20 protein-coding genes are annotated in these 23,555 nt (G+C 61.1%); 12 read left to right on the top strand and 8 right to left on the bottom strand.

Annotated features, from left to right (window positions below):
• Positions 1-55: 55 nt before the first annotated feature.
• On the bottom strand, positions 56-655 hold the full coding sequence (locus M2103_RS00255) for a pseudouridine synthase (RefSeq protein WP_277507987.1): 600 nt from the start codon (positions 653-655) through the stop codon (positions 56-58).
• A 476-nt stretch (positions 656-1,131) separates the two neighbouring features.
• On the opposite strand from M2103_RS00255, the gene M2103_RS00250 reads away from it, so the two are divergent.
• From M2103_RS00250 to M2103_RS00215, 8 genes are all read left to right on the top strand, one after another.
• Positions 1,132-1,929 carry a phosphatase PAP2 family protein gene (locus M2103_RS00250; RefSeq protein ID WP_277507986.1) on the top strand — a complete coding sequence of 266 codons (798 nt, stop codon included), beginning with the start codon at positions 1,132-1,134 and terminating at the stop codon, positions 1,927-1,929.
• A gap of 171 nt (positions 1,930-2,100) precedes the next feature.
• The gene (locus M2103_RS00245; RefSeq protein ID WP_277507984.1) at positions 2,101-3,651 is read left to right on the top strand and encodes a calcineurin-like phosphoesterase C-terminal domain-containing protein; all 1,551 of its coding nucleotides are present in this window, start codon (positions 2,101-2,103) and stop codon (positions 3,649-3,651) included.
• Between the two features lie 238 nt (positions 3,652-3,889).
• Positions 3,890-5,041 (top strand): ABC transporter permease, encoded by a 1,152-nt coding sequence (locus M2103_RS00240; RefSeq protein ID WP_277507983.1) that lies wholly within the window; start codon positions 3,890-3,892, stop codon positions 5,039-5,041.
• 35 nt (positions 5,042-5,076) lie between these two features.
• Positions 5,077-5,913, top strand: a complete 837-nt coding sequence (locus M2103_RS00235; RefSeq protein ID WP_277507982.1) for an ATP-binding cassette domain-containing protein — start codon at positions 5,077-5,079, stop codon at positions 5,911-5,913.
• A 54-nt stretch (positions 5,914-5,967) separates the two neighbouring features.
• On the top strand, positions 5,968-6,981 hold the full coding sequence (locus M2103_RS00230; protein ID WP_277507981.1) for an MlaD family protein: 1,014 nt from the start codon (positions 5,968-5,970) through the stop codon (positions 6,979-6,981).
• Positions 6,982-7,109: 128 nt separating this feature from the next.
• Positions 7,110-7,781: an ABC-type transport auxiliary lipoprotein family protein gene (locus M2103_RS00225; protein WP_277507980.1), complete on the top strand. Its 672-nt coding sequence runs from the start codon at positions 7,110-7,112 to the stop codon at positions 7,779-7,781.
• Between the two features lie 78 nt (positions 7,782-7,859).
• The gene (locus tag M2103_RS00220; RefSeq protein ID WP_108826357.1) at positions 7,860-8,531 is read left to right on the top strand and encodes a response regulator transcription factor; all 672 of its coding nucleotides are present in this window, start codon (positions 7,860-7,862) and stop codon (positions 8,529-8,531) included.
• A 16-nt stretch (positions 8,532-8,547) separates the two neighbouring features.
• Positions 8,548-9,939, top strand: coding sequence for a HAMP domain-containing sensor histidine kinase (locus M2103_RS00215; protein WP_277507978.1), 1,392 nt, complete (start codon positions 8,548-8,550; stop codon positions 9,937-9,939).
• A 113-nt stretch (positions 9,940-10,052) separates the two neighbouring features.
• On the opposite strand, the gene hisC is transcribed toward M2103_RS00215, so the two are convergent.
• The 3 genes from hisC to M2103_RS00200 all read right to left on the bottom strand — a co-directional run bounded on the left by hisC (position 10,053) and on the right by M2103_RS00200 (position 12,654).
• The gene (gene hisC, locus M2103_RS00210; RefSeq protein ID WP_277507977.1) at positions 10,053-11,156 is read right to left on the bottom strand and encodes a histidinol-phosphate transaminase; all 1,104 of its coding nucleotides are present in this window, start codon (positions 11,154-11,156) and stop codon (positions 10,053-10,055) included.
• Positions 11,157-11,220: 64 nt separating this feature from the next.
• Positions 11,221-11,883 (bottom strand): NAD(P)H-dependent oxidoreductase, encoded by a 663-nt coding sequence (locus M2103_RS00205; RefSeq protein ID WP_277507976.1) that lies wholly within the window; start codon positions 11,881-11,883, stop codon positions 11,221-11,223.
• 75 nt (positions 11,884-11,958) lie between these two features.
• On the bottom strand, positions 11,959-12,654 hold the full coding sequence (locus M2103_RS00200) for a TetR/AcrR family transcriptional regulator (protein WP_277507975.1): 696 nt from the start codon (positions 12,652-12,654) through the stop codon (positions 11,959-11,961).
• A gap of 483 nt (positions 12,655-13,137) precedes the next feature.
• Between M2103_RS00200 and M2103_RS00195 the strand changes: the two genes are divergently transcribed.
• Positions 13,138-13,923 (top strand): trigger factor, encoded by a 786-nt coding sequence (locus tag M2103_RS00195; RefSeq protein ID WP_277507974.1) that lies wholly within the window; start codon positions 13,138-13,140, stop codon positions 13,921-13,923.
• 252 nt (positions 13,924-14,175) lie between these two features.
• Positions 14,176-16,158: a hypothetical protein gene (locus M2103_RS00190; protein ID WP_277507973.1), complete on the top strand. Its 1,983-nt coding sequence runs from the start codon at positions 14,176-14,178 to the stop codon at positions 16,156-16,158.
• 71 nt (positions 16,159-16,229) lie between these two features.
• Here M2103_RS00190 and M2103_RS00185 read toward each other — a convergent pair whose 3' ends face one another.
• Positions 16,230-17,678, bottom strand: a complete 1,449-nt coding sequence (locus tag M2103_RS00185) for an amino acid permease (protein ID WP_277507972.1) — start codon at positions 17,676-17,678, stop codon at positions 16,230-16,232.
• 157 nt (positions 17,679-17,835) lie between these two features.
• Between M2103_RS00185 and M2103_RS00180 the strand changes: the two genes are divergently transcribed.
• Positions 17,836-19,206, top strand: a complete 1,371-nt coding sequence (locus M2103_RS00180) for a DcaP family trimeric outer membrane transporter (RefSeq protein WP_277507970.1) — start codon at positions 17,836-17,838, stop codon at positions 19,204-19,206.
• Positions 19,207-19,362: 156 nt separating this feature from the next.
• On the opposite strand, the gene M2103_RS00175 is transcribed toward M2103_RS00180, so the two are convergent.
• From M2103_RS00175 to M2103_RS00165, 3 genes are all read right to left on the bottom strand, one after another.
• On the bottom strand, positions 19,363-20,133 hold the full coding sequence (locus M2103_RS00175; protein ID WP_269467221.1) for an amino acid ABC transporter ATP-binding protein: 771 nt from the start codon (positions 20,131-20,133) through the stop codon (positions 19,363-19,365).
• A 138-nt stretch (positions 20,134-20,271) separates the two neighbouring features.
• The gene (locus tag M2103_RS00170) at positions 20,272-20,934 is read right to left on the bottom strand and encodes an amino acid ABC transporter permease (RefSeq protein ID WP_277507969.1); all 663 of its coding nucleotides are present in this window, start codon (positions 20,932-20,934) and stop codon (positions 20,272-20,274) included.
• 119 nt (positions 20,935-21,053) lie between these two features.
• Positions 21,054-21,878 carry an ABC transporter substrate-binding protein gene (locus tag M2103_RS00165; protein ID WP_277507968.1) on the bottom strand — a complete coding sequence of 275 codons (825 nt, stop codon included), beginning with the start codon at positions 21,876-21,878 and terminating at the stop codon, positions 21,054-21,056.
• Between the two features lie 379 nt (positions 21,879-22,257).
• Here M2103_RS00165 and hutI point away from each other — a divergent pair, with 379 nt between their 5' ends.
• Complete coding sequence (hutI, locus tag M2103_RS00160; protein ID WP_277507967.1) at positions 22,258-23,472, top strand: imidazolonepropionase; 1,215 nt, start codon at positions 22,258-22,260, stop codon at positions 23,470-23,472.
• The last annotated feature ends 83 nt before the right edge of the window (positions 23,473-23,555 follow it).

Here is a 23,555-nt window from a genome sequence, read left to right as displayed (position 1 = left end):
GGGCGCGGGCATCCTGCCCGCCGGTTTGAAGGTCTGTGCGGGCAGGATGCCCGCGCTACGAAAAACACGCTTCGCGCCCGGCGGTTGTGAGTTCGCGCCACTCGCCGGGGGCGAGTCCGAGCGCGGCGAGGCGGAGGGCGCCGATGCGCACGCGCACGAGCCTCAGCGTCGGATGCCCGACGGCGGCGGTCATGCGCCGAACCTGGCGGTTTTTGCCCTCGGTGAGTTCGAGCGAGAGCCACGCGTCGGGTATGTTTTTGCGAACTCGAATCGGCGGATCGCGCGGCGGAATCGCGGCGACTTCCGGCGAGGCGGGATCAATCAACTCCGCGCGGCACGGCAGCGCGCGGTGTCCGCCGATGACGATGCCGCCGCGCGCGAGCCGCGCAAGCGCGCCGGGCTCGGGGATGTTTTCAACCTGCGCAAAATACTCGCGCGCATGGGCGCGGGCGGGATTGAGCAGGCGGTCGACAAGCGCGCGCTCGTCGGTGAGCAGCAACAGCCCCTCGCTGTCGGCGTCGAGACGCCCGACGGGATACACGCGCGGCGGCAGCGGCGCGGGCGCGGAGATGTCCGCGAGCGAGCACCAGCGCGAGCCGGGCTCGGGCGTGAATTGCGAAAGCACGCCGTAGGGTTTGTTGAGCGCGAGGAGCATGAAATTCTGAGGCGTGGCTTTACAACGCCGCGCGGTTTTCAACAAGTTTCAATGCAATGTTAAATCTTGCCGCCGCGGGAGGCCCGGGAGTTTTCCCCGGCGTTTGCTTTCCATAAGGAAGTTCCGTTTCCCGGTCTCTCCGCCCAACACAAGGCGGTTCACTCGCAGGCGCTCGCGACGCTGGCGGTCACATATGACGCGGCTCGTTTTTGCCTCGGAGACAATGGCGCGGGATTTCGAGGAAAACTTTGTCGCGACACCCGGTTGCCCGTGCGCGTTCTTGTGCGCGCTCGTTTTCACCCGCGCGTTTCGCCAGACGCCGCCTAATCTTGGGATGCGTCCGGCTCCTGGAAATCCTGTCTTTTGATTTGCTCAATCGCGCGTGTCCCGGCTTTGCTTTCAGGAAACATCCGCCTTTCGCAATCAAACACCGGGCAACCGCACTTCCCGCCGAAACGCCAAACCAGATGCTACCCATGAAAAAGCTGCTCACCATAACGCTGTTGTTGGCGTCCGGCCTTGCCGCTGCCTTCGGGGCTCCGCCGATTCACCACCTGACCACGGAGCATGAGGACATCCTCGCAAAGCTCGCGACGCCGCGCTTTCTGACAACGGATCACGAACTCATTCTTGCGAAGATTCCGCCGCCGCCCGCGAACGATTCTCCCGCCGGAATGGCCGACGTGGAAACACTGCTCCAAGTCCAAAAAGATCGCACGCCGGAGCAAGTCGCGCGCGCCGTGCGCATCAACGCGCACGCATTCCTGTCCATTGAGGAGGGTTGCATGGGGCAGGTTGTTTTCGGTCCCGCGTTCACCGGGGAAAACCTGCCCCGCACGGCCGCGATTTTGCGGCAGGCAACGGCGGAGCGCCGCGTGGTCATGATTGCGTCCAAAAACCAATGGAATCGCGTTCGTCCCCACAAACGCGGCCTCGGAGTCGAGCCTTGCGTGGACGTGCCGCGCAGCGCCTCCTATCCAAGCGGCCATTCCTCCTGCGGCGTGCTCTGGGCGATGTTTTTGGGCGGGGCGTTGCCCGAGTATAAAACGCTTTTCGACGATGCCGCGCGGGAAATCATGTGGAGCCGAGTCCTCGCGGGCGCGCATTATCCGAGCGACACCCAGGCGGGTCGGCTTCTCGGGCAAATTATCGTGGAGGAAATGTTGAAGAACCAGTCCACTCAAAACGCCGTGAAAGAGATGCGGGCGGAATTGCTCGAATTCCTTGAGAAATATCCGGAGGCCAGGGCAAGGGCTGAAGGACTGAAAGACTGAAGGGCTGAAAGTGGAAAACCAAAATACCGGAGGCCGGTTTCGAGCCAAACGCCAGTCGGACGCTCTTACATTTTATCTTTTAATTTAACCTTTTCCATTGGCGCGGCAGCGCCCCTCCTGACTCCTGTATTCTGACTCCTGACTCCTTTCGCACCGGCTCCTTTCTCAATTATGACCACCCATCACCCGACATCCATCACCACCATGCACCGCATCGCGCGCGCCATCGCCGCGTTTCTTTTCCTTGCCGTCTCCGGCATCGCTTTTGCAAAAGGCACTCACCCCGACATCAAACCGGACGCCGGCATCGACCTCTACGGAAGCATTCTCGACGAAACCGGCGCGCCCGTCGCGGGCGTTGTCGTAAGCGACGGTTTCCAGTGCGTCGCCACCGACGCGAGGGGCGTTTATCAAATGAAGCGCAACTCGAAGGCGCGCATGGTGTATTATTCCACGCCGGAAAACTTCGTCGTTGAAACCGGCGGCGCGCCCGGCAAGAACAGCCTGGCCAAGTTCTGGACAAAACTCGGAAATGGCAACCGCCACAACTTCGACCTCGCGAGGCTTCCCGCGCCCGAGAGGGAATTTACGCTCGTTTGTGTTGGCGACCCCCAGACGCGCATCGACGCCAACCTCGCGCGTTACAAGGAGGAGACCATCGCCGACCTTCGCGCATTCGGCGAGGCCTCGCGCCTGCCCTGCTACGCCATTCTCCTCGGCGATGTCGTCCACGACAACCTGCAGTTTCTCGAACCCATGCGCGACATCACCAGCCTCGCCGAAATACCCTTCTTCGCCGTCATCGGAAACCACGATCACAACGAGGCCGTCAAAAACGACGACTATAAATCCGGCGAGAATTTTGAAAACGTCTTTGGCCCGCTCAACTACTCCTTCAATCGCGGCGGCGTTCACATCATCGGCATGGACAACATCCTCTACGGCGACAGGAAAAACTACAAAGTCGGCTTCACCGACGAGCAGGTCGAGTGGCTCCGCCAGAACCTGCGCTTTGTGCCGAAAAACAAAGCCATCGTTCTCGCTTACCACGCCCCGTTGCGCGCCGACAACTCCCTGCAAAACCGCGAGGCCGTGCTCTCCCTGTTGAAAGGCTACGCCGACGTGCAGCTCATGGCCGGCCACATGCACACCCAGGAGAATCTCGTCATCACCCAGCCGATCGACGCCTTCGAGCACACCCACGCCACCGCCTGCGGCGCGTGGTGGCGGTCCACGCTCAACACCGACGGCACGCCAAACGGTTTCGCCTTCTACACCTTCAACGGAAACAAGGCCGCGAACTGGGCCTACAAATCCATCAGGCGCGGCCTCGATTTCCAGATGCGGATGTATCGCGGCGACGCGCGCTTCGGCGGCCCCGGCGGCCACTTCACTTATTATCAAACCGCGGACGACATCGTCGTCGATGTCTGGAACTCCGATCCGTCGTGGAAAATTATCGCCTACGAAGACGGTGTGGAGGCCGGCCCGTTGAAAAAACTTCCCCGGATGGTCGATGCCTATGCCGCCGGTTACCATGTGGGCGAGCTCAAGCGCAAGTCGTATGCCTCCGGCGGAAACGGCGAAAACACGCACCTTTACCGGCACACCTTGAAAAATCCAAACGCCCGCGTCGAGGTCCGCGCGACAGACCGTTTCGGAAACACCTATTCGGTGAAGGAATTCACAACCGGTCTTTCCGCCGCGAAAGATTACAATTAAAACTTTCCAAAGCCCGCCTGGGTTTCGTGGGCGCGCACCTCGCGTGCGCCCGCAAGGCGCGTCCCTGCGGTTCCGCCCGCGCCGCGGTGACGCCGCCCAGACTTCCTTTGCGCGCGCTTATGCGGGGATTTAACCGTATATTTTACGAAACATTGCAAAATCTTGGGATGCGCCCTGCAAAACGTGGCACACTTTTGCGTTTAGGTTTTCCCAATAATGAACCAGTTATTTTGTGCGAATGAGCATTTCCACCACGACAACATCCACCGCAGCGCGGGCGCGCGCCGTTCCGGACCAGGACGGCGTTCGACTTGAGCTCGGCGGCTCGTGGCAAATCACCGGCGGCACGCCCGAATGGGCATCGTTCGACACCGCCAGCCTCGCCGCGCTCGCATTAAAGGCCGGCAGGCTTCGCCCCGACACTTCACAGGTGACGGAATGGGACACTTCGCTCGTCCTCTTCCTGCGCGAGGCGTTCGACTGGTGCGAAAACAACCAGGTGGAGCCCGACGAAAGCGCGCTTCCCGAAAACATTCGCCGGCCGCTCAAGTCCATGCGCGATGCGCGCGTGCGCCCGATCGACAGGCAGCGCCGCCCCAACATTCTCGCCACGGCCGGTCTCGCCTCCGTCTCCGCCTACAAGCAGGCCAAACAATTCACGCAGTTTGTCGGCGAATGCGTGATCAGCGCGTTTCACCTCGCGCGCCATCCGAAGAAATTTCGCTGGCGCGACTGCCTTCAGGAAATGCAACGCTGCGGCGCCATGGCGCTGCCCATCGTCGGGCTCATCAGCTTTCTCGTCGGCGTCATCCTCGCCTACATCGGCGCCGTTGTGCTCCGCCAATACGGAGGTGACATCTTCATCGCCACCCTCGTCGCGCTCGCCATGGTTCGCGAGATGGGCGCGATGATGACCGGCATCGTTTTGTCCGGGCGCACCGGCGGCGCGTTTGCCGCGCAGATCGCCAACATGAAGACCGGCGAGGAAATCGACGCGCTCGTCACATTCGGCATTCGCCCCGTCGATTTCCTTGTCATCCCGCGCATCGTCGCGCTCGCGATTATGATGCCGCTGCTTTCCCTCTATTCCAACGCGCTCGGCAATCTCGGCGGCATGACCGTCGCCGCCTTGCTTCTCAAAATCTCGCCCTCCGCCTACTGGATTCAGATGCAGTCCGCGCTCGACATGTCCGACATCACCACCGGCCTCATCAAGGCCGCCACCTACGGCATCATCATCGGGCTCGCCGGCTGCCTGCGCGGACTTCAGGCCCGGCGCGATTCCGCCGGCGTCGGCAGCGCCGCCACCTCCGCGGTCGTCACCGCCATGCTCTACATAATCGTCGCCTGCGCCGTTTACGCGGTGCTCTTCAATATTCTCGGATGGTGACGCGCCGCGCGCTAATAAAGAATGCATAATGTAGAATGAACACTCCCGCTTCCAACACCCCGTCACCGCACCGCCCTGCCGCGTCCGGCGCGCAAACCGCCATCGGTGTTGAAAACCTGCGCTGCGGTTACGACGGGCGCGTTGTGATCGAGAACATCAACTTCACCGTCAAGCGCGGGGAAATCTTTTTTATCGTCGGCGGCAGCGGTTGCGGCAAAAGCACGCTCCTCAAGCACATGATCGGCCTTCACCAGCCGACGGCGGGCCGCGTGGTTTATTTCGGCGAGGACTTCACCAACGCCAACCTCGCGCGCCGTCGCGAACACCTCAAAACTTTCGGCGTCCTCTACCAGAGCGCCGCGCTCTGGAGCGCGCTCACGCTTCGCGAAAACGTCGCGCTTCCCCTCGAGGAATACACCACGCTTACAAAACAGGAGCGCGACATTGTCGTCGCGCACAAACTCGCACAGGTCGGCCTCAGCGGCTTCGAGGACTATTATCCCTCGGAAATCAGCGGCGGCATGAAAAAACGCGCGGGCCTCGCTCGCGCCCTCGCGCTCGACCCCAAGATCGTTTTCTTCGACGAGCCCTCCGCCGGACTCGACCCCGTAACCTCGCGCAACCTCGACAATCTCCTGCTCTCCATCCGCGACAGCCTCGGCACCACGCTCATCATCGTTTCGCACGAGCTCGCCAGCATCTACGGCATCGCCGACCGCATCCTGATGCTTGATCGCGAGGCGCGGGGCGCCATCGCCGAGGGTCCGCCCGCGCAACTCGCCGTGTCGAGCACCGACACCCGCGTGCGCGATTTCCTGCAGCGCGGCGCGCTCGCCCGGCCTCAGCGCGACGAGTTTAAGGTGAAGAAATGAAAACTAATTCCCGTCCCTCTCAATGAACCCGAACTTCAAACTTAAACTTTTCCCATGAGAACCAGAGTCAGCCCGACCTTGGTCGGCTTATTTGTCCTAGGCGCCATACTGATCGCCATCGTTGGCATCGTGTCCTTTGGCGGCATCAATTTTTTCTCCAGCCCGAAACGCTTCATCGTGTATTTTGACGAATCGACGCACGGGCTCGACCTCGGCTCGCCCGTGAAACTCCGCGGCGTGCGCGTCGGGCGCGTGGTCGACATGAATGTCGTTTACAACGGGGCCACCAACGCATCCGTCGTCGCGGTCGTCTGCGAGTTCAGCCGCAACATCATAGTCGACAGCAAGGGCTCCCTCATCGACGTCAACGACCGCAAGAGCCTGCAACAAATGATCAAGCACGGACTCCGCGCCGAGCTCGGCATCCAGGGCCTCGCCACCGGGCTGCTCTTCGTCGAGCTCGATTTCCGAAATCCCTCGGAGTTCGCAAACCAGCCTCCGCCCGCCGTGACCATGCTGGACGACAAAGGCTACGTCGTCATTCCCGCCACGACTTCCGCCATCGCCGCGCTTCAGGCCAACATCACCGACCTGCTCGCCGATGTGAAGCGCATGAACCTTCCCGAATTCACACACGAGCTCCGCGGCCTCATCAAGGACCTGCGCGGCCAGGTCAACTCGCTCGATCTTGCCTCCCTCAACACCGAGCTCACTCGCGCCGGCAAATCCGTCGCCTCGCTCGCCGAGTCTGCCGAGGTGCGAAGGATGTTCATCGACATGAGCTCCGCCATCGCCGAGTTTCGCCGCACCCTTTCAAGATTCGATCGTGCTGTCGGGCCGGTCGGCGAGCGCCTCGACACCGTGCTCGTTGACGCGCAAACCGCCATCAACAAGGTCGGCGAGGCGGCGGACGCCGCCAAACAATTGGTCGAGGCGCAGGGCGGACTCGGTGAGGACGCCACGCGCGCCCTCCGCCAGTTCAGTGAAACAGCGGAAACCCTCCAGCAGCTTCTCGACTATCTCGAACGAAATCCCAGCGCGATTATCTCCGGAAAAAAACAACCGTGAAAGTCAGAATACCAGAAGACCAGAGGCCAGAAAGCCAGAGACCGGAATCCTAAAATCCCATCTTAAAATTCCTCACCGCGCGGCAGCGCGCCAACTGTAAACCGTAAACTGCAAACTCCTCCCTTTCCATGACCACCATCCGATCCCTCCGTTTTCTATCCTCCGTCCTCTGGCTTTCTGGCCTTCTGGCCTCTATCCTTCTGGCCTCCGGTTGCTCCATCGTGCCCGAACCCAAGGCCGACCCGACACGCTATTACGTGCTCACGATGCCGTCCGATGGGGCGCAAACCGGTGCCGGCGAAATAAACAAGGGCAAGCCATTCCTCACCCTTCGCGCCATCGAGGTTCCCTCCTACCTGCGCGCGCGCCGAAACATCGCCGTGCGCCACGGAACCAGTGAAATTGTTTATCACGAATTCTCCCGCTGGGCGGAGACGCTTGAGGCCGGAATCACGCGCATCGTGAGCGAGCGTCTCATCGCCACCAATTCCGTGTCCGGCGTGGAACTCCGTCCCGGCCGCGTGAAACGCGATTACGACGTGGGCATCCGCATCATCGAATGCGAAGGCGCGGTTCCGGCTGCCGGGGCGTCCCCCGTCGCGCGCTTCACCGCCGAATATGAAATTACGGCGCCGGGAGGTAACGCGGTCACGGGCATCCGCCAATTCACCGCCCCCGCCGCCGACTGGGACGGCAAGGATGCTTCCGCCCTCGCCACGCTCCTCGGCCAAGCCGCCGCCGCCCTCGCCGACGACATCGCGCGCAATCTCCCGGCAACGCCGTGCGCCGGCGCGGAATAGCGGAGTCACCTTCGCGCCCATTCACCCGTCCGCACATATTTCTTCCGCAACGCCCGCAACTATGCTCTCATGCGTGCCGTGAGGATTCTCGTTGTCGAAGATGATGCAAAAATCGCCCAGTTTGTGGTCAAGGGACTCAAGCAGGAGGGCTACGCCGCGGACCACGCGCCCGACGGGGACACGGGGCTCGCGCTCGCAATGAACACGCCTTACGACGCCGCCATCGTCGATGTGATGCTGCCGCGGCTCGACGGCCTCTCGCTCGTCAAGCGCCTGCGCAACCACCGCGCCGATTTGCCGGTGCTTTTTTTGAGCGCGCGCGCCACCGTGGAGGATCGCATCAAGGGGCTTCAGGCCGGCGGCGACGACTACCTGACGAAACCCTTCGCGTTTGCCGAACTCTCGGCGCGCCTGCAGGCGTTGATACGCCGCGCCACGCGCGCCCCCGAGGCGATGCGGCTTTCGGTGAACGACGTCGTCATGGACCTGGTGACGCGCGAGGTGACGGTCTCCGGGCAAAAAGTGGAGCTGCAGCCGCGCGAGTTTTCGCTGCTCGAATACCTGATGCGCAACCCGGGCAGGCCGCTCACAAAGACAATGATTCTCGAACATGTGTGGGATTACAGCTTCGATCCGCAAACCAACGTCGTCGATGTGCTCATGCACCGGTTGCGCATGAAAGTTGATCCCGACAAAACGCGCATCGAAACGGTGAGGGGCGTCGGTTATGTTTTCAAGGGGAGCCATTAAACAAATACGCCGCTCGGTGGCGATCCGCCTGAGCGTGACGTTCGCGCTGCTGTTCACCGTCGGCTTTACGGCGCTGTTCATCCTGCTCTACTGGCTGCTGGGGAAACAACTCGCGCAGCGCGACGAGGACGCGGTCAGGAACCGCATCGAGGAATACGCGCACATTTACAGGACGCAGGGCGAGCCCGGCCTGCAACTCGCGCTGTATCGCGGATCAAACACACTGCTCGACCGTCCGCTGTTTGTCCGCCTGATCATGCCAAGCGGCGCCACGCCCATCCTGATAGTCCCGGGCGACTGGATCGACAAGGAGGCCAAGCGCGTGAGGGTGCCCGACAGCTGGGGTTTCTGGACGGAGCAGCAAGTTTACTCGTGGCGCGTGCCGCAGGACCAGCAGGAGGACCTGATTGTGTTTTCAAAAATGCTGCGCGGCGGCTCCCTGCTGCAAGTGGGCGTCAGCACAAACAACCGCGCCACCCTGCTCAAGCCGCTCCAGCGCACATTCACGTTTGTGGCCGGGGCGGTCGTGCTGGTGGGCTTTGCCGTCGGCTGGTTCGCCGCGCGCCGCGCCGTCAAGCCGCTCCAGGGCGTCATCGACACGGCGCAGCGAATCATCAGCACCGGCGCGCTCGACGCGCGCGTGGCCGAGCCCAGGCGCGACAACGACATCGCCGAGCTCGTGCGCCTCTTCAACACCGTGCTCGACAAAAACGCCGCGCTGCTCCGCTCCATGCGCGAGGCGCTCGACAACGTCGCGCACGACTTGCGCACGCCGCTCACAAGCATGCGCGGCACCGCCGAGCTCGCGCTCGCCAACGGCGGCGAGCCGGCCATGCGCGACGCGCTCGCCGACAACATCGAGCGCTCCGACGAGGTGCTGCGCCTGCTGCGCGCGCTCATGGAAATTTCCGAGGCCGACTCCGGCATGCTCAAGCTCAAGCGCGAGCAATGCAACGTGGAGACGATCCTGCGCGCCGCGTGCGACCTGTATGCCGACGTCGCCGACGCGCGCGCGCAGACCCTGGAAGTCGCGCCGTTTGCCGCCCCCCTGTTTGTATCCGCCGATCCGATACGCCTGCGGCAGGTCATCGTGAACCTGGTGGACAACGCGCTCAAATACACGCCCGACGGCGGACGCGTGATGTTGGGCGCGCGCGCCGAAAGCCGCGGCATCCAAAACGGCGCGCTGCTCGCGGTCAGTGACAACGGCCCCGGCGTGCCCGAGGCCGAGCAGGGGCGAATCTGGGAGCGGCTTTATCGCAGCGACCAGAGCCGCTCGCAAACCGGCCTCGGCTTGGGATTGAGTTTGGTGCGCGCGATTATCGAGGCGCATGGCGGCGTGGTCTCGGTGCGCAACGCCGCCCCGCCCGAACACGGCGCAATCTTTGAGGTGTGGCTGCCGGAGTAGGGGAGGGAAGCCGGCGATCGTCAGGTCGTCCCTTGGTATTTCGCCGGCATGGACTGTCGCAAAGGAAAACCTTTTGGCGGGGCGGTTTGGCGCTCTTCGGTTTCCGCCGCGAATCATGCGAGGGCTTGCCTCAGCTCTGCCAGAAACTTCTCATTCTGCGGAGCGGTGCCGATCGTCACGCGAATCCACTCCGGCATCGCATAGCCGCGCAGCGGGCGCACGATCACGCCGCGGCGCTGCAATGCCTCAAACGCGCGCGCGCCGTCGCCGACCTTGACAAGCATGAAATTCGCGCGGCTCGGCACGCACTCCAATCCGAGCGCGCGGCAGCCCTCCTCGACTTGCGCGAGGCCGCTTTTGTTTTCCCTGGTGCAGCGCCCCGTGAAATCGTGGTCGTCGAGCGCGGCGATGGCGGCGGCTTGCGCGATGGCGTTCACGTTGAACGGCTGGCGCACGCGGTTGAGCAGCGCGGCAAACTCCGCGCTTGCGTATCCGTAGCCGACGCGCAGCGCGGCGAGTCCATAGAGCTTGGAAAACGTGCGCAAGCCGATCACGTGGCGGCCCTCGGCGATCAGCGGGCGAATGTCCGGCGCGTCGCCGTCGGCCTCGACAAATTCCGCGTAGGCCTCGTCGAACACAAGCACGACATGCGGCGGCAGCGCGCGCGCGAAATCGAGGATTTCCCCGGCGCTGTTGACCGTGCCGGTCGGGTTGTTCGGGCTGGCGTAATAAACGATGCGCGTCCGCGGCGTGACCGCGCGCAGCATCGCGGCGAGGTCGTGCGTGTGGTTGATGAGCGGCACCTCGACCGGCTTCGCGCCGAAGAGCAGCGCGACCAGCTTATACACGGCAAACGCGGGCGCGCCCATCACCACCTCGTCGCCGGGGCGCAGGAACACGCGCCCCACGAGTTCGAGCAATTCGTTGGAGCCGTTGCCGACCACAAACTGCTCCGGCGAAAGCCGCCATTTTTCGGCGAGCTTGGCGCGCAGCGCAACGCATCCGCCGTCGGGATAAAGCTGCGCCTGCGCGAGCGCGCGCCACGCCGCCTCGATGCCGAGCGGCGACGGCCCGGCGGGATTTTCGTTCGACGCGATTTTGATGATGCCGTCGGGATCGAGGCCGAGTTCGCGGGCAACGTCTTCGATGGGCTTGCCCGGTTCGTAAACGGGCTGCGTGAGGACGGACGGGTTGGCGAGTTCCTGAAGCGTTGGCATGGCGGTAATCAATGGTGTGTGCGGTGATTTTCATGCGGCTCCGGAGAGCCGCATTCCAGTCACTTTACACATGTGTGATTACTTCGCTATCCTCAAAACGCACTTTTGGAATTGACGAGTATTTGTCATCGGCGGCGCGATAACCGGCGGCGCACGCGACAAGCGGCATGTGGCTTTCGCGGTCGAGCCCGAGAATCTCCGCGTATTTTTCGCGGTCGATGCCCCCGAGCGCGCATGTGTCGATGCCGAGCAGCGCCGCCGATGTCATGAACTGCCCGAGCGCGATGAACGACTGCTGCGCTTGCGAGATATCCAGAACGCCGGCTTTGGCCTGTTGCTCAATGCTGCTCTCAATCGCCTGCCGGAAAGGCTTGAGCGTTTCGGCGGGCACGCCGCGAACTTGCGCCGCGCGCCTCAGGTAGTTGTCCAGATATTCGTCGCCGATGTTTTTGCGGAGGGCGAACACGACAAAATGCGAGGCATCCGCCGGTTGTGTCTGCCCGTAGGAGGCCTCGACCAGGCGCGCGCGCACCGCGGGGTCGTTCACCACGAAAAACTTCCACGGCTGCAGGCCGAACGCCGACGGCGAAAGCACGAGCGCCTTCTCCAGCGCGGCCCACGTTTCGGCGGGAATCTTTTTTGATGCGTCGAACTTTTTCGTCGCATATCTCCAGTTGAGCGCGCCAAGAAGCTGGGCGGTTGTGATTGTGTTTTCTGATGTGTCCATAACGAAAAATGAAGATATGGTTGCGGCTGAAATTCTCACCGCGGCATAGTTTTTGAATAGTTGACTAGTTGTCTATTAATACTTGGTCGGGTCGAATTCCTCTGATTCCACGGGCGGGGCGGTCGTTTCCACTGAGGTTGGCGCACTCGGCGAGCTGGGCTTGCCTGGTGAGCTGTCCCTGCTGGCCAGCATATGTTCGCACACCCGATCTCCGAGCGACGCAAGTGTTTCGGCGTTATTGTGCAGGCGCGCCTGCGCGAGCAAACCCTCGAAATACGCCATTGCGCAACGAGCCTTTTCGGCGCTATTTCCCGGGGCGGCAAGGCCTTCCTTTTGTGCGTCGTTTATTGCTGATTCCCAATATTTTGTCTTGTTGCTGAGGATCTCGCAAATCTTGGCGCGAATCGCCTCGTCTTGTTTGCAAATTTCGGAACCCAGTGTGCAAAACGGGCACCCCAGCACGCGCCCCGTGCGTTCCTTGATCGCGACTTGTTGCCGATAGACGGCATCACAATGCGCACGGATGCGTTGCATTGGTTCTATAGTTGGCGAGAACTGGCTGTCCCACAATGGTTTCTGCTCACGCCAATAGCGATCCAACGCCGCGACGGCCAGGTCCGCCTTGGAATCGAAAAAGTAATAAAAACTCCCCTTCTTTACTTCCGCTTTCCGGCAAATGTCATCAACGGTAATGGCGCCGTAGCTCCGCTCCCAGATAAGCGAGAGCGCGGCGTCCATCAGGCGTTGATCGGCATTGCTTGTGCGTCCCATGCGGCATACTTTGTTGACTTATTGGTCAACAAACAAGGTTAAAATTCATTTACCGCCGCGGGCGAATTATGAAAAACGCCGTTAAGTCTGTTTGGTTGGCGGTGACTGGCGAAAGGAAGCGGGAGGTTTTTTTGCGCGACGGTTGCGCCATTGCCGGAGTTTTGGGCGGCGGGCGTTTGACTTTATATTAACAATTCGGGCCAATTGATTATATAATTTAATAAATATTGTTGCGAAATTATGATTGCGCGGGGCCGCAAGTGCCTTCGAGTTCGCTCGAATTTTATAACATAATGGAGGATGGTAAAATGCGCGCGACGGGGTTTCTCCCTCCGGGGCGGGGGTTTTTTCATACTTATTATACACTTTTGGACGCCACATCCGGAAAAAATTATATTACAGCTCATATGTTTTCAGTGATATGGACTGTCCAGCTTGGTCAACCCGCCCTCGCAGTATATTAACCCATAGGAAAATCCCAAAATGTATACATCATTCATGCAAGTAACCCCGGGCTGTATCCGCATTACGCTTGAAGCGGCGTGGAGCACGGCCGCCTCGGACTACGCGGAAGCCTGCGCGCTTTATCGTGACATCCCGGTTCCCGGTTTTTCGCAGGGCGAGGTGCCCGCGATCATCACCGCCAATTGCTTCAGCCGCGAGATACGGGCGGAGACCATTCGGCGGTGCGCGTCGCGGTTGATCCGCTCGGTTCTCGTTGAAAAGGGAATCCGCACGGTCGGTCCGCTTTTGATTCTCCAGGCCTCGCTCGAGCCCGGGGAAAAATTCGTTTGCACGATTGAATTGCTTTTGCGCCCCGAGGTGTCGCTGCCCGATTGCGGGAGCTTTGAGCCCGTGACGGACAGCAAGCACACGCGGCGCACGGAGGCGAGGGAATGGCTGGTTGCCAACACGGAATGCAATGTGCCGGAGCCGATCATTCGCAAGGAGCTCGATTCCATGCAGCGCGACATTGTGCAGCCGGGCTCAAAGTTGTGGGACGAGGCCGAGCACAACGCGCTCCTGCACATCATCGCGCACGAGGTGGCGGACCGCCACGGCATCACGGTCAGCGAGACGCGTTTGGAGGAGCACCTCCGAAATGTGGCGGGCTCGGTTGGCATGAGCCCCGCCAAGCTTCGCGCCGCTTATAACAAAAACGGCCAGATCGAGGTGATTCGCGAAAGCCTTTTGATTGAGGCGGTCCTGGACTTCCTCACGAAACAAGAAGAAGCGTTCCTGGCGCAGGAATCGGCGATCGTCGCATAAGTCCGCGGCCTTGGTGCCGGCGCATGCCGCGTCCTGTTAATCCGGGGTGGCGTTCGTGCCACCCCGGTTTAATTTTTTAATGGGGCGGGCGGGAGGCCCGGCGTTTATTTGGGCTTCGTTTTTTGATTTTGCGGATCGGACAGCGCCGGTTTCCCCATTGATTCGGTGTTTGTCCGGGTAAAATTATTTACGGCGTGACTGCCGCGAAACTTGCGTCCACAAGTCCCGTCTTATCCGCTCAACCTCCTTTTTATGCAATTCGCGTCCCGTCGTTTCCTTGTCGCCTGCGTCCTTTCGTTGTTTCCTGTTTTCGCAACCTTGAGTTTTGCGCAGGCCGTTTCCGGCACCGTCGCCGCTTCGGGCACTGCCGCGCGAGAGCAGGAACCCGTCGTGCGACTCGACACGCTCGTGGTCACGGCCGCAACCGAGCTGCCGCCTCCGGAAAACTGGCTGGCCACCAGCATCCCGGGCTTTGAGGTTTACTCCAGCGCCAGCGAGCGCGCCTCGCGGAAACTGATCCAGGACTTTGAGATGTTTCGCATCGCGCTCGACGCCGCGTGGCCGATCAATGTCACCGTTCGCAAACCCGCCACGCTGATTTTGTGCGGGCGCGCGGGTTTCGACGATTTTATTCCCCGATCGGACCTGGCCGATTATTCGAAGGACAGCGCGCGCGCGAGCGCCACGCTCATCGGACCCGAACAGGCTTTCATTGTGATCGACATGAGCACCTCGAGCGTGACGCTCAACGACACCACTTACGATATCGACGCCTCGTCGCTGGGCGCGACATTCGATGTCGATTATTACAGCATCCTTTATCGCGAGTATGTGCATTATTTGCTCAGCCAGACGGAGACGCCGCCGCCCGCGTGGTATGAGGAGGGCGTCCTGCAAATCATCCAGAAAATGGAAGTGTATCCCAAATACATCCGCATCGGGGAGCTCAGGTCCGTGCGCCGAGGCCAGGGCAAGAACAACATGGCGGTTGTCGCCCCCGTTGCCGGCGACGGCGAGGACATCGAAACCAGCGACGAGGAGGACGCCGGCATTCCCGGCATGGAGACCATACCGGACGAGGATTTTAACGTCGCCCTGGACCGTCGCGCGCTTCTCGGATTCAAGGATTTTTTTGGCGTCACGCGCGATTCGCCGCTCGCGCGCAATCCGATCGGCAACAACGTCTGGGCCAAGCAGTGCTACGCCTTTGTGCACAGGTGCCTTTACGGGATTCCCAACAAAAACTACAAGGCCGCGCTCGAAACCCTTGTGGCGCGCTCGGCGAAGGAGCCGATGACCGAGGAGTTGTTCAAGGAGTGCTTTGGCGTGACCTACAAAAGATTTCTTGTCGAACTGCGCGGCTACATCGGCCTCGCGGCCTACCAATACACGGATTTCGTCGTCAAGGGGAAGGGTGAGCGCATCGACGCGCCGGCGCGCGAATTCACGCTCGCGCCGGAGGGGGACAGCGCGCGCATGAAGGCCGACGCGCTCGTGCTCGCCAACAATGCCTCCCCCTCGATTCCCACGCTGCGCGGCGCTTACGGGCGCGGGGCGCGCGATCCGGAATTTCTTGCCTCCTACGGGCTCGCCGCCCATGCGGCGGGCCAGACCGAGCTCGCCCGCCGCATGCTCTCGAAAGCTGTCGCGGGAAAGGCGAAACGCGCCGCCGCCTATCCCGCATACGCGGGCATTTTGCTGGACGACGCCAAGGCGCATCCGGAGGCCTCCGACGGCGTGCACATAACGCCCGCGCAACTCACGCCGATTCTCGAAGTGCTTTTTGCCGCGCGCAAGTTGAGGCCGGCCCTGCCGCAAACCTACCGGACGATTGCCGACGCATGGATCGCAAGCTCGGCGACGCCGTCCAATGAAAACTTTGTCGTCCTGTCGGAAGGCCTGGTGCTGTTCAGGAATGACAGGGCGCTGCTCTACCAGTCCGCCCGAATCCTGCTGCGCATGAAAAATAACACGGCTGCGCGCGCCTTGGTCGAATTTGCCCTAAAAACATCGAAGGACGACGCGGAGCGCGAGCGTTTCAACGAGCTGAAATTGCAACTGCCGACTCCGCCGCCCGCCGCGGATGCCGCGCAGGATTCGTCCGCGACCCCGGATGGTGAAGCGCAGCAAGTGTCCCAGCCGAGCGCTTACGAAGTCAAGCGGACCAAGGTCGGCACACCGCCGCAGCAGCAACAACAACCGCCGCCGCAACAGCAGCAACAGCCGCAGCAGTAAAAGCGCGTTTGCGAAGGGGAGGGCGGCTTTTTCAGCCGCCCGTCGAGGCGAAGGACTCGTCCGTTTTCCGGTTACTGCGCGCCCTGTTTGGGCTTGCGATGCAGTATCCAGTAAAGCAACGCCAGGACGCCGATCCATATCGGCATGATGATGACGGAGGTTCGCATACCCGCCCACGCGGCCATGACAAACAGGATGAACGCCACGAACCCGATGCAAATCCAGTTTGTGACCGGGAAACCCCATGATTTGAAACTCGTCGTGTAGCCTTCGCGATTCTTCGCGCGGCGGAACATCAGGTGCGTGAAGCTGATCAACGCCCAGTTCAGCACAAGCGCCGCGACCACGAGCGCGAAGAGCAGGCCGAGCGCCTTGCCGGGCATGGTGTAGTTGATGAGCACGCCGATGCCGGTGCCGCACGCCGAGGCGATGAGCGCGTTGACGGGCACGCCGCGGCGGTCGGTTTTCTTGAAGAGCGCCGGCGCGTTGCCCTTGTCCGCCATGCTGTAAAGCATGCGGCTGTTGCAATACACACCGCTGTTGTAAACCGAGAGCGCCGCGGTGAGGATGATGAAGTTGAGAATGCCCGCCGCGCTCGGCACGTGCATTTGTTTCAGGATGAGCACGAACGGGCTCGCGCCGTATCTGTCGCCGAGGTCGGAGTTGCTGACCGCGTTGATCGCCTTCACCATTTCCGGCCAGGGCTGGAGCATGATCATGACGGTGAGCGCGCCCACGTAGAAAATGAGGATGCGGAAAAACACCTGGTTGACCGCCCTCGGGATGGTCTTTTTCGGATTGGCCGTCTCGGCCGCGCTCACGCCCACGAGCTCAAGCCCGCCGAAGGAGAACATGATCAGCACGAGCGCTATTGAGAAGTTCTGGAACATCGCGAAACCGCTTTCGGCGGGCGCGAAAAATCCGCCGTGCTTCCAAAGGTTTGACACGCCGGCCTCCGGACCCGCGCCGCCGCCGATCAGCAGATACGCGCCAAACACAATCAGCCCGATCACCGCGAGCACCTTGATGATCGCGAACCAGAACTCCGCCTCGCCGAATATCTTCACGTTGGCGAGATTGATTGCGTTGATGAGTATGAAGAACACCAGCACCGGAATCCATTGCGGCATGTCGGGCATCCACCAGTGTATGTATTTCGCCACTGCCGTGAGTTCGGCCATGCCCACGAGCACGTAGAGCACCCAGTAGTTCCAGCCCGACATAAAGCCGGCAAACTTGCTCCAGTATTTATACGCGAAGTGCGCGAACGATCCCGCCACCGGCTCCTCGACGACCATCTCGCCGAGCTGGCGCATGATAAAAAACTCGATGATTCCGCCGATCAGGTAGCCGAGAATCATGGCAGGGCCCGCGAGCTGGATGACGCCCGCCGAGCCGAGAAACAGCCCCGTGCCGATGCAGCCGCCGAGGGCGATAAGTTGGATGTGACGGTTTTTCAGTCCGCGCTTGAGCAAACCTGTTTGCGGCGGCTGGGTATCGGGCGTGACGCTTTGGTCCATAAGAGATTAGTGGGCGGTAGTTGCTGGGAAAGAAGCGTCTAGAAATGAGGGGCGGGGCAAGGGGGAGGCAAGAAACAATATCGTTGGTTTGGAAAATAATATCGACCACGGCCGATGAAATCGCAGAGCATCGAAATTTCTGTCCATCGAAAACACCATGAACAAAACCTCGCTACGTAACATCAGCGCAAGTCTTGCGCTCTTATTAACCGCTGCTCTTCCCTCGACAGCCCAAACCTCGTCATCCGAGGTCGAGCAATTGCGCGCCTCCGTCAAGGGCCTGCAGGAAATGGTTATCAAACAGAACGCGCAAATTTCGCGTCTCGAGCAGCAGCAGGGCGGCAACACGCGCCCGGCCCCGGTTGCCGTCGCGCCAGCCGAGCCTGTGGCCATCGGCCTTCACGACATCGGTGACGGTTACATCTTCGTGCCCGGCACCAACACCAAGGTCCGCCTCAACCTCAGCCCGCGTCTCGACGTCATCGCCGACAGCCGCAACCCCGGCCTCAACAGCCGCTTTGCCGTCGCGCTCGTGCCTGTCAAAAACAATAATGTCCCTGGCTCCGAAGTCGGCGGCTACGACAGCTCGAACCACACCTACGTCACCGGACGCGGCTCGAACATCACCTTCGACGCCGTCACCGTGGCCGGTGACAACGAGATCACCGTTTTCTACAACAACGACTTTTACGACACCAGCAATGGCCGCGACTTGGGCTACCGCATCAATCACCTCTATGCCCGCATGAAGACCCGCTTCGGCAAGTTCACGCTCGGCAAGACGGTCTCGCCCTTTGAGAACGTTGACTCATGGCCCGCGACGCTCGACTACAGCGGCGCCAGCGCCAAGGTCTTCTCGCGCCCTTCCATGCTGCGCTACGACACGCCGACCTTTGGCCGCGGCTTCAGCACCGCCTTCGCGATCTCCAACCCGGACGCCTCGCTCTACAGCGCCACGGGCAACGACGGCAGCGTTAGGGATCGCCTTCCCGACGTCTCGGCCAACATCCGCTGGGAAAGCGAAAAATGCGGCAGCGCCCAACTCGGCGGCATCGTGCGCAAACTCGCCGTTGACGGTCCTGTTGACGACGACGTTCTCGGCTGGGGTTTGAGCCTGAGCCTTTGCCCCAAGTTTGGCGAAAACGACAGCATCCAGCTCGAAGGCACCTACGGCGAAGGCATCTTCAGCCACATCAATGACTTTTTCCGCGACGGTGACATGGCGTTCAACAGCAAGGGCGAACTCAAGGCGCTCACCTATTGGGGTTTTGTTGCCGGCTACACGCACCGCTGGTCGCCGAAGTATCGCTCCACGGCTTCCTACAGCGTGTCCAGCATCAAGAACATCTCCACCCAGGCCGAAGACGCCTACCACCGCGTGCAATACGCCTCGGTGAATTTCGTGTGGACGGTGATGCCCCGCTTCGACGTCGGCATCGAGGCCCTCTACGGCAAGAACAAGGTGAAGAGCGGCTCCTCGGGCGAAAACGTCCGCGTGCAGATGACCTTCAGCTATTCGCTGTTCTAAGAATTGCGAAAACGTTGAATCACAAAAAACGGACGCCCGAAAAGGCGTCCGTTTTTTTTGTGGGGGCGCGCCTTGCGCGCGCCCTCGCGTCATCCCGCTTTTTGGCTGCCCTCGCAAACAGTCGTTCGCACACGAGGGCGCACGCAAGGTGCGCCCCTACGAGGCCAGCACTTTTTTCAAGAACATGCGCGTGCGTTCGTTTTTCGGTGCGGTGAAGATTTCCTGCGGCGGGCCTTGCTCCACGACCTCGCCCTTGTCCATGAAGACAACCCGTGTCGCCACGTCACGCGCGAAACTCATCTCGTGCGTCACCACGACCATCGTCATGCCCTCGGTGGCGAGGTCCTTCATCACATTGAGCACCTCGCCGACGAGCTCGGGGTCGAGCGCCGATGTGGGCTCGTCGAAAAGCATGATTTGCGGCTGCATGGCGAGCGCGCGCGCGATGGCGACGCGCTGCTGCTGGCCGCCGGAAAGGCGCGAGGGATACTCGTCGCGCTTGTCGGCGAGGCCGACCTTGACGAGCAGGTTTTCGGCGAGGGCGATCGCGGCGGCCCGGTCCATGTGTTTCACGCGCATGGGCGCCTCGATCAGGTTTCCGAGCACGGTCATGTGCGGGAAGAGGTTGAAACGCTGAAAAACCATGCCGAGCGAGGCGCAGTGCGCGGACACCTCGGACGCGGTGAGCTTGTGGACGTCGCGGTCGTTCTCGCGCTTGTCGAAAAGCTCGCCGTGGATGGTGATCTCGCCGGAGGTGATGCGCTCGAGATAATTCAGGCAGCGCAGGAGCGTGCTTTTGCCGGAGCCGCTCGGCCCGATGATGCACACGACCTCGTCCTTGTCGACGTGCAGGTTGATGCCCTTGAGCACTTCGAGTTTCCCGAAGTTTTTGCGGACGTTTTTGATTTCAATTATTTTTTCGGACACGGCGGTGAAAAAGATTTTTGGGAGTTTTTATTAACCACGGATTTCACGGATTTGCACGGATCCGGACTCCGGCACTTTTGTATTTATCCGTGATAATCCGTGAAATCCGTGGTTCAGAAATGCAGCGAAAAAAGCGGCTCATTCGTATTTCGCGTGGCGCTCCTCGATCTTGGAGAAGATGTAGGTGAAGAGCGTCGTCATTATCAGGTAGATGAGCGCCGAGGGCAGATACACGAGGCTTTTGCCGCCGGAGCTTTGGATCTGCGAGGTGATTTTCATGAGGTCGGTCAGGCCGATGAACGCCACGACGGAGGTGTCCTTGAGCAGCATGATGATTTCGTTGCCCACCTGCGGCACGAGCCGGCGGATGGATTGCGGGATGATGACGCGCCCCATCGTCTGCCAGTAAGTGAGCCCGAGCGCGTGCGCGGCCTCATACTGGCCCTTGTCGATCGACTGGATCGCCGAGCGATACATCTCGGCGAGATACGCGGCGGAGTTGAGGCTGAACGCGATCAGCGCCGCCTGCAACGCGTCGAGATAACGCAGGTGAAAAATCAGCTTCGGCAGCACGAAATAAATAAAGCACAGTTGCATGAGCAACGGCGTGCCGCGAATGAACCAGGTGTAGAAACCGCACACGGCGCGCAGAACCGGGTTCTTGCTGATTTTGCCCAGCGCGATGAAAAAGCCCAGCACGAGCCCGCCGATCAAACCCACAAAGGCAATGAGCAAGGTGTAAACGGCGCCGCGTGCCAGTTGCGGCATCATCGGCCAGATTTCGTTAAAAATGTCAGTCATGTTGAAATTTTCGATTTTCGATTCTCGATTTTCGATTGGGAGCTACCGCTCCGTTTTCGATTTCGGGCACGCGCGGAAGCGCGCAATCGAAAATCGAGAATCGAAAATCGAAAATCACCTCACTCTGGATATTCCTGCTTCACGTTCGAGACGATGTCCTCGTTGAACCATTTTTTGGAAATGGCCTGGAGCGTGCCGTCGGCGCGCATTTCGGCGAGGATCTTGTCCACCTTGGCGTGCAGCTCGGTGTTGGTTTTCTTGAAGGCCGCGCCGATGGGCTCGTAGGCAAACGAGGCGGGCGCGTAGGCGAAGCCGCGCTTGGCGTCGTTCACATAGTAGCTGCCCACGACGAGATCGACGACGACGACCTGCAGGCGGTCGAGCTCAAGATTGTCGAGCGCCTGCGTGGCGCCGGGATACGATTCGAGCGTGAATTGCTTGTTTTTGTTTTCGTCGAGAAACTTTCGGCAGGCGGAATCGGCCGTGGTGCCTTTTTGCACGCCGACCTTCATGCCGGCGAGGGCGTCGAGGCTCGTGATTTTGCCGGCGATGGCCTTCTTCGCGACGATCACCTGCTTGTTGGCGATGTAGGGCTTCGTGAAGAGGTAGTTTTTCATGCGCGCCTGCGTGATGGAGCACGCCGAGATGGCGGCGTCGTAACGCTCGGTGTTGAGCCCCTCCCAAATGCCGTCGAACTCGATCTCGACAATCTTGAGATCCTTGCCGAGGCGCTTCGCGATCTCGCGCGCCATGTCGATGTCGAAGCCGACGGTTTTGCCGCTGGCGTCCTTGAATTCCATCGGGGGATAACTGGCCTCGAGGCCGATGCGGAAAGTGTTTTGGGAGTCGCCGCCGCCACCGCAACCGGCGAGGCCGAATGCGAGGGCAAGCGCCGAAACCAGCGCGGTGAGTTTGGCAGGGATGGACAATGCGGGTGTTTTCATGAGTGTGGATTGTGCGAGGAAAACCATCACGCATGGGCAAGTTTTGCGCCGGGGTCAATTGAGGCTTTGCATAATTTACTCCGGACGCCGCCGGGTGTAATTGCAATTGGTAGCAGTTTGATGGAATACGCGACGAAGCGGAGTTATTTTGGAGTGCGGTGGCAAAGGGAGCGCAAGCGACCGGCGACACCGCTTTGAACAGCGTAAGATTTTCACCGGGCGCAACTCGCTCAAAGCGGTGTCGCCGCTTCGCTTTGCCACCGCACTCCAAAGGATTGCATCTTTGCGTTTTGCTACCATTCGCAATTACACCCGGCGCCGCCCCGCCCGTCACACAATTCTTGAAGCGATCCGGAGATGCATCTCTACTAGGTGCATCATGCCAGCCCTCATTATTCGCAATGCCCGCATTCTCACCCTGTCCGGATCACCCGTCGCCCGCCGCGGCGCGGAGTTGCGCGCGCTGGGAGTGATTCCGCAGGGCGAGGTGCTGGTCGGCGACGATGGGAAAATTGCCGCGGTCGCCGAAAAAATCGACACGGCGCCCGCTGACGCGCAGGTGATTGACGCGGCGGGGCGCGTGCTCATGCCGGGTTTTGTCGACTGTCACACGCATGCGTGCTGGGCGGGCTCGCGGCTCGATGAGTGGCGGGCGCTGCTCAACGGCGAAACGTATTCCGATCTGCTCAAGAAGGGCGGCGGGATGCTTGCCACGGTGCGCGCCGTGCGCGAGACCACGCGCAACCAGCTGGCCGCAAACCTGCGCGGGCGGCTCGACGAATTTTTGCGCAACGGCACGACGACGCTCGAGATCAAAAGCGGCTACGGCCTCACGCTCGAGGCCGAGCTAAAAATGCTTCGCGCGATCCAGCGCGCGGCGGGTGACTGGCCGGGCACGGTCGTGCCGACGGCGTTGCTCGGGCACGGTTGCGAGGGCAGCAGTCTCGACGACTATGCGAAAATGGTCGTGCGCGATATTTTGCCGGAGGTGTTGCGCGAGTTTCCGGGGATCGCGATCGAGGCGTTTTGCGACCAGGGCGCGTGGACGGTTGAGACGTGCGTGCGCCTGCTCGAAAAGGCGCGCAAGCACTTGCCGATTCGCGCGAGCGCCGACCAGTTCACGCCGACCGGCATGGTGCCGGAGGCGGTGCGGTTGCATGCGGGCTGCGTGGCGCATCTCGAGGGAACGCCGAAGGAGCAGCTTCGCGAGCTTGCCGAGTCGCCCGTTGTCGCCGTGCTCACTCCGCTGACCGGATTGCATCTCAACCAGCGTTTCGCGCGCGGAGGATTTCTGGCGGAAAACGGGGGCGCGGTTGCCATCGCCACGAATTGCAATCCCGGCACGTCGCCCTCGTGCTCGATGCCGCTTGCCATCGCGACGGCGGTGCGTTTTTGCGGGCTCGACATCGAGGAGGCGATTGTGGCCGCGACGGTGAATCCGGCGCTTGTGCTCGGCCTTGCGGATCGCGGCACAATCGAGCCGGGCAAACGCGCGGATTTGGTTTTGCTGCACCACAAGGACGAACGCCTGCTCGCCTACGAGCTGGGCGGCAATCCCGTCGCCCAAGTCATCTGCGGCGGAAAACTCGTGTGAGCAGTCGGGGATTCGATATTCCGGGGAGTGCCCCCATTTACGAACGCGATTTATTCTTTTGGTGGGCGCCAAGGGCAGGGCGG

The organism is Ereboglobus sp. PH5-5, assembly GCF_029504805.1.
Taxonomy (GTDB): domain Bacteria; phylum Verrucomicrobiota; class Verrucomicrobiia; order Opitutales; family Opitutaceae; genus Ereboglobus.
The sequence above is the reverse complement of the archived record's forward strand: the minus strand, read 5'-3'. Positions and strand labels throughout refer to the sequence as shown.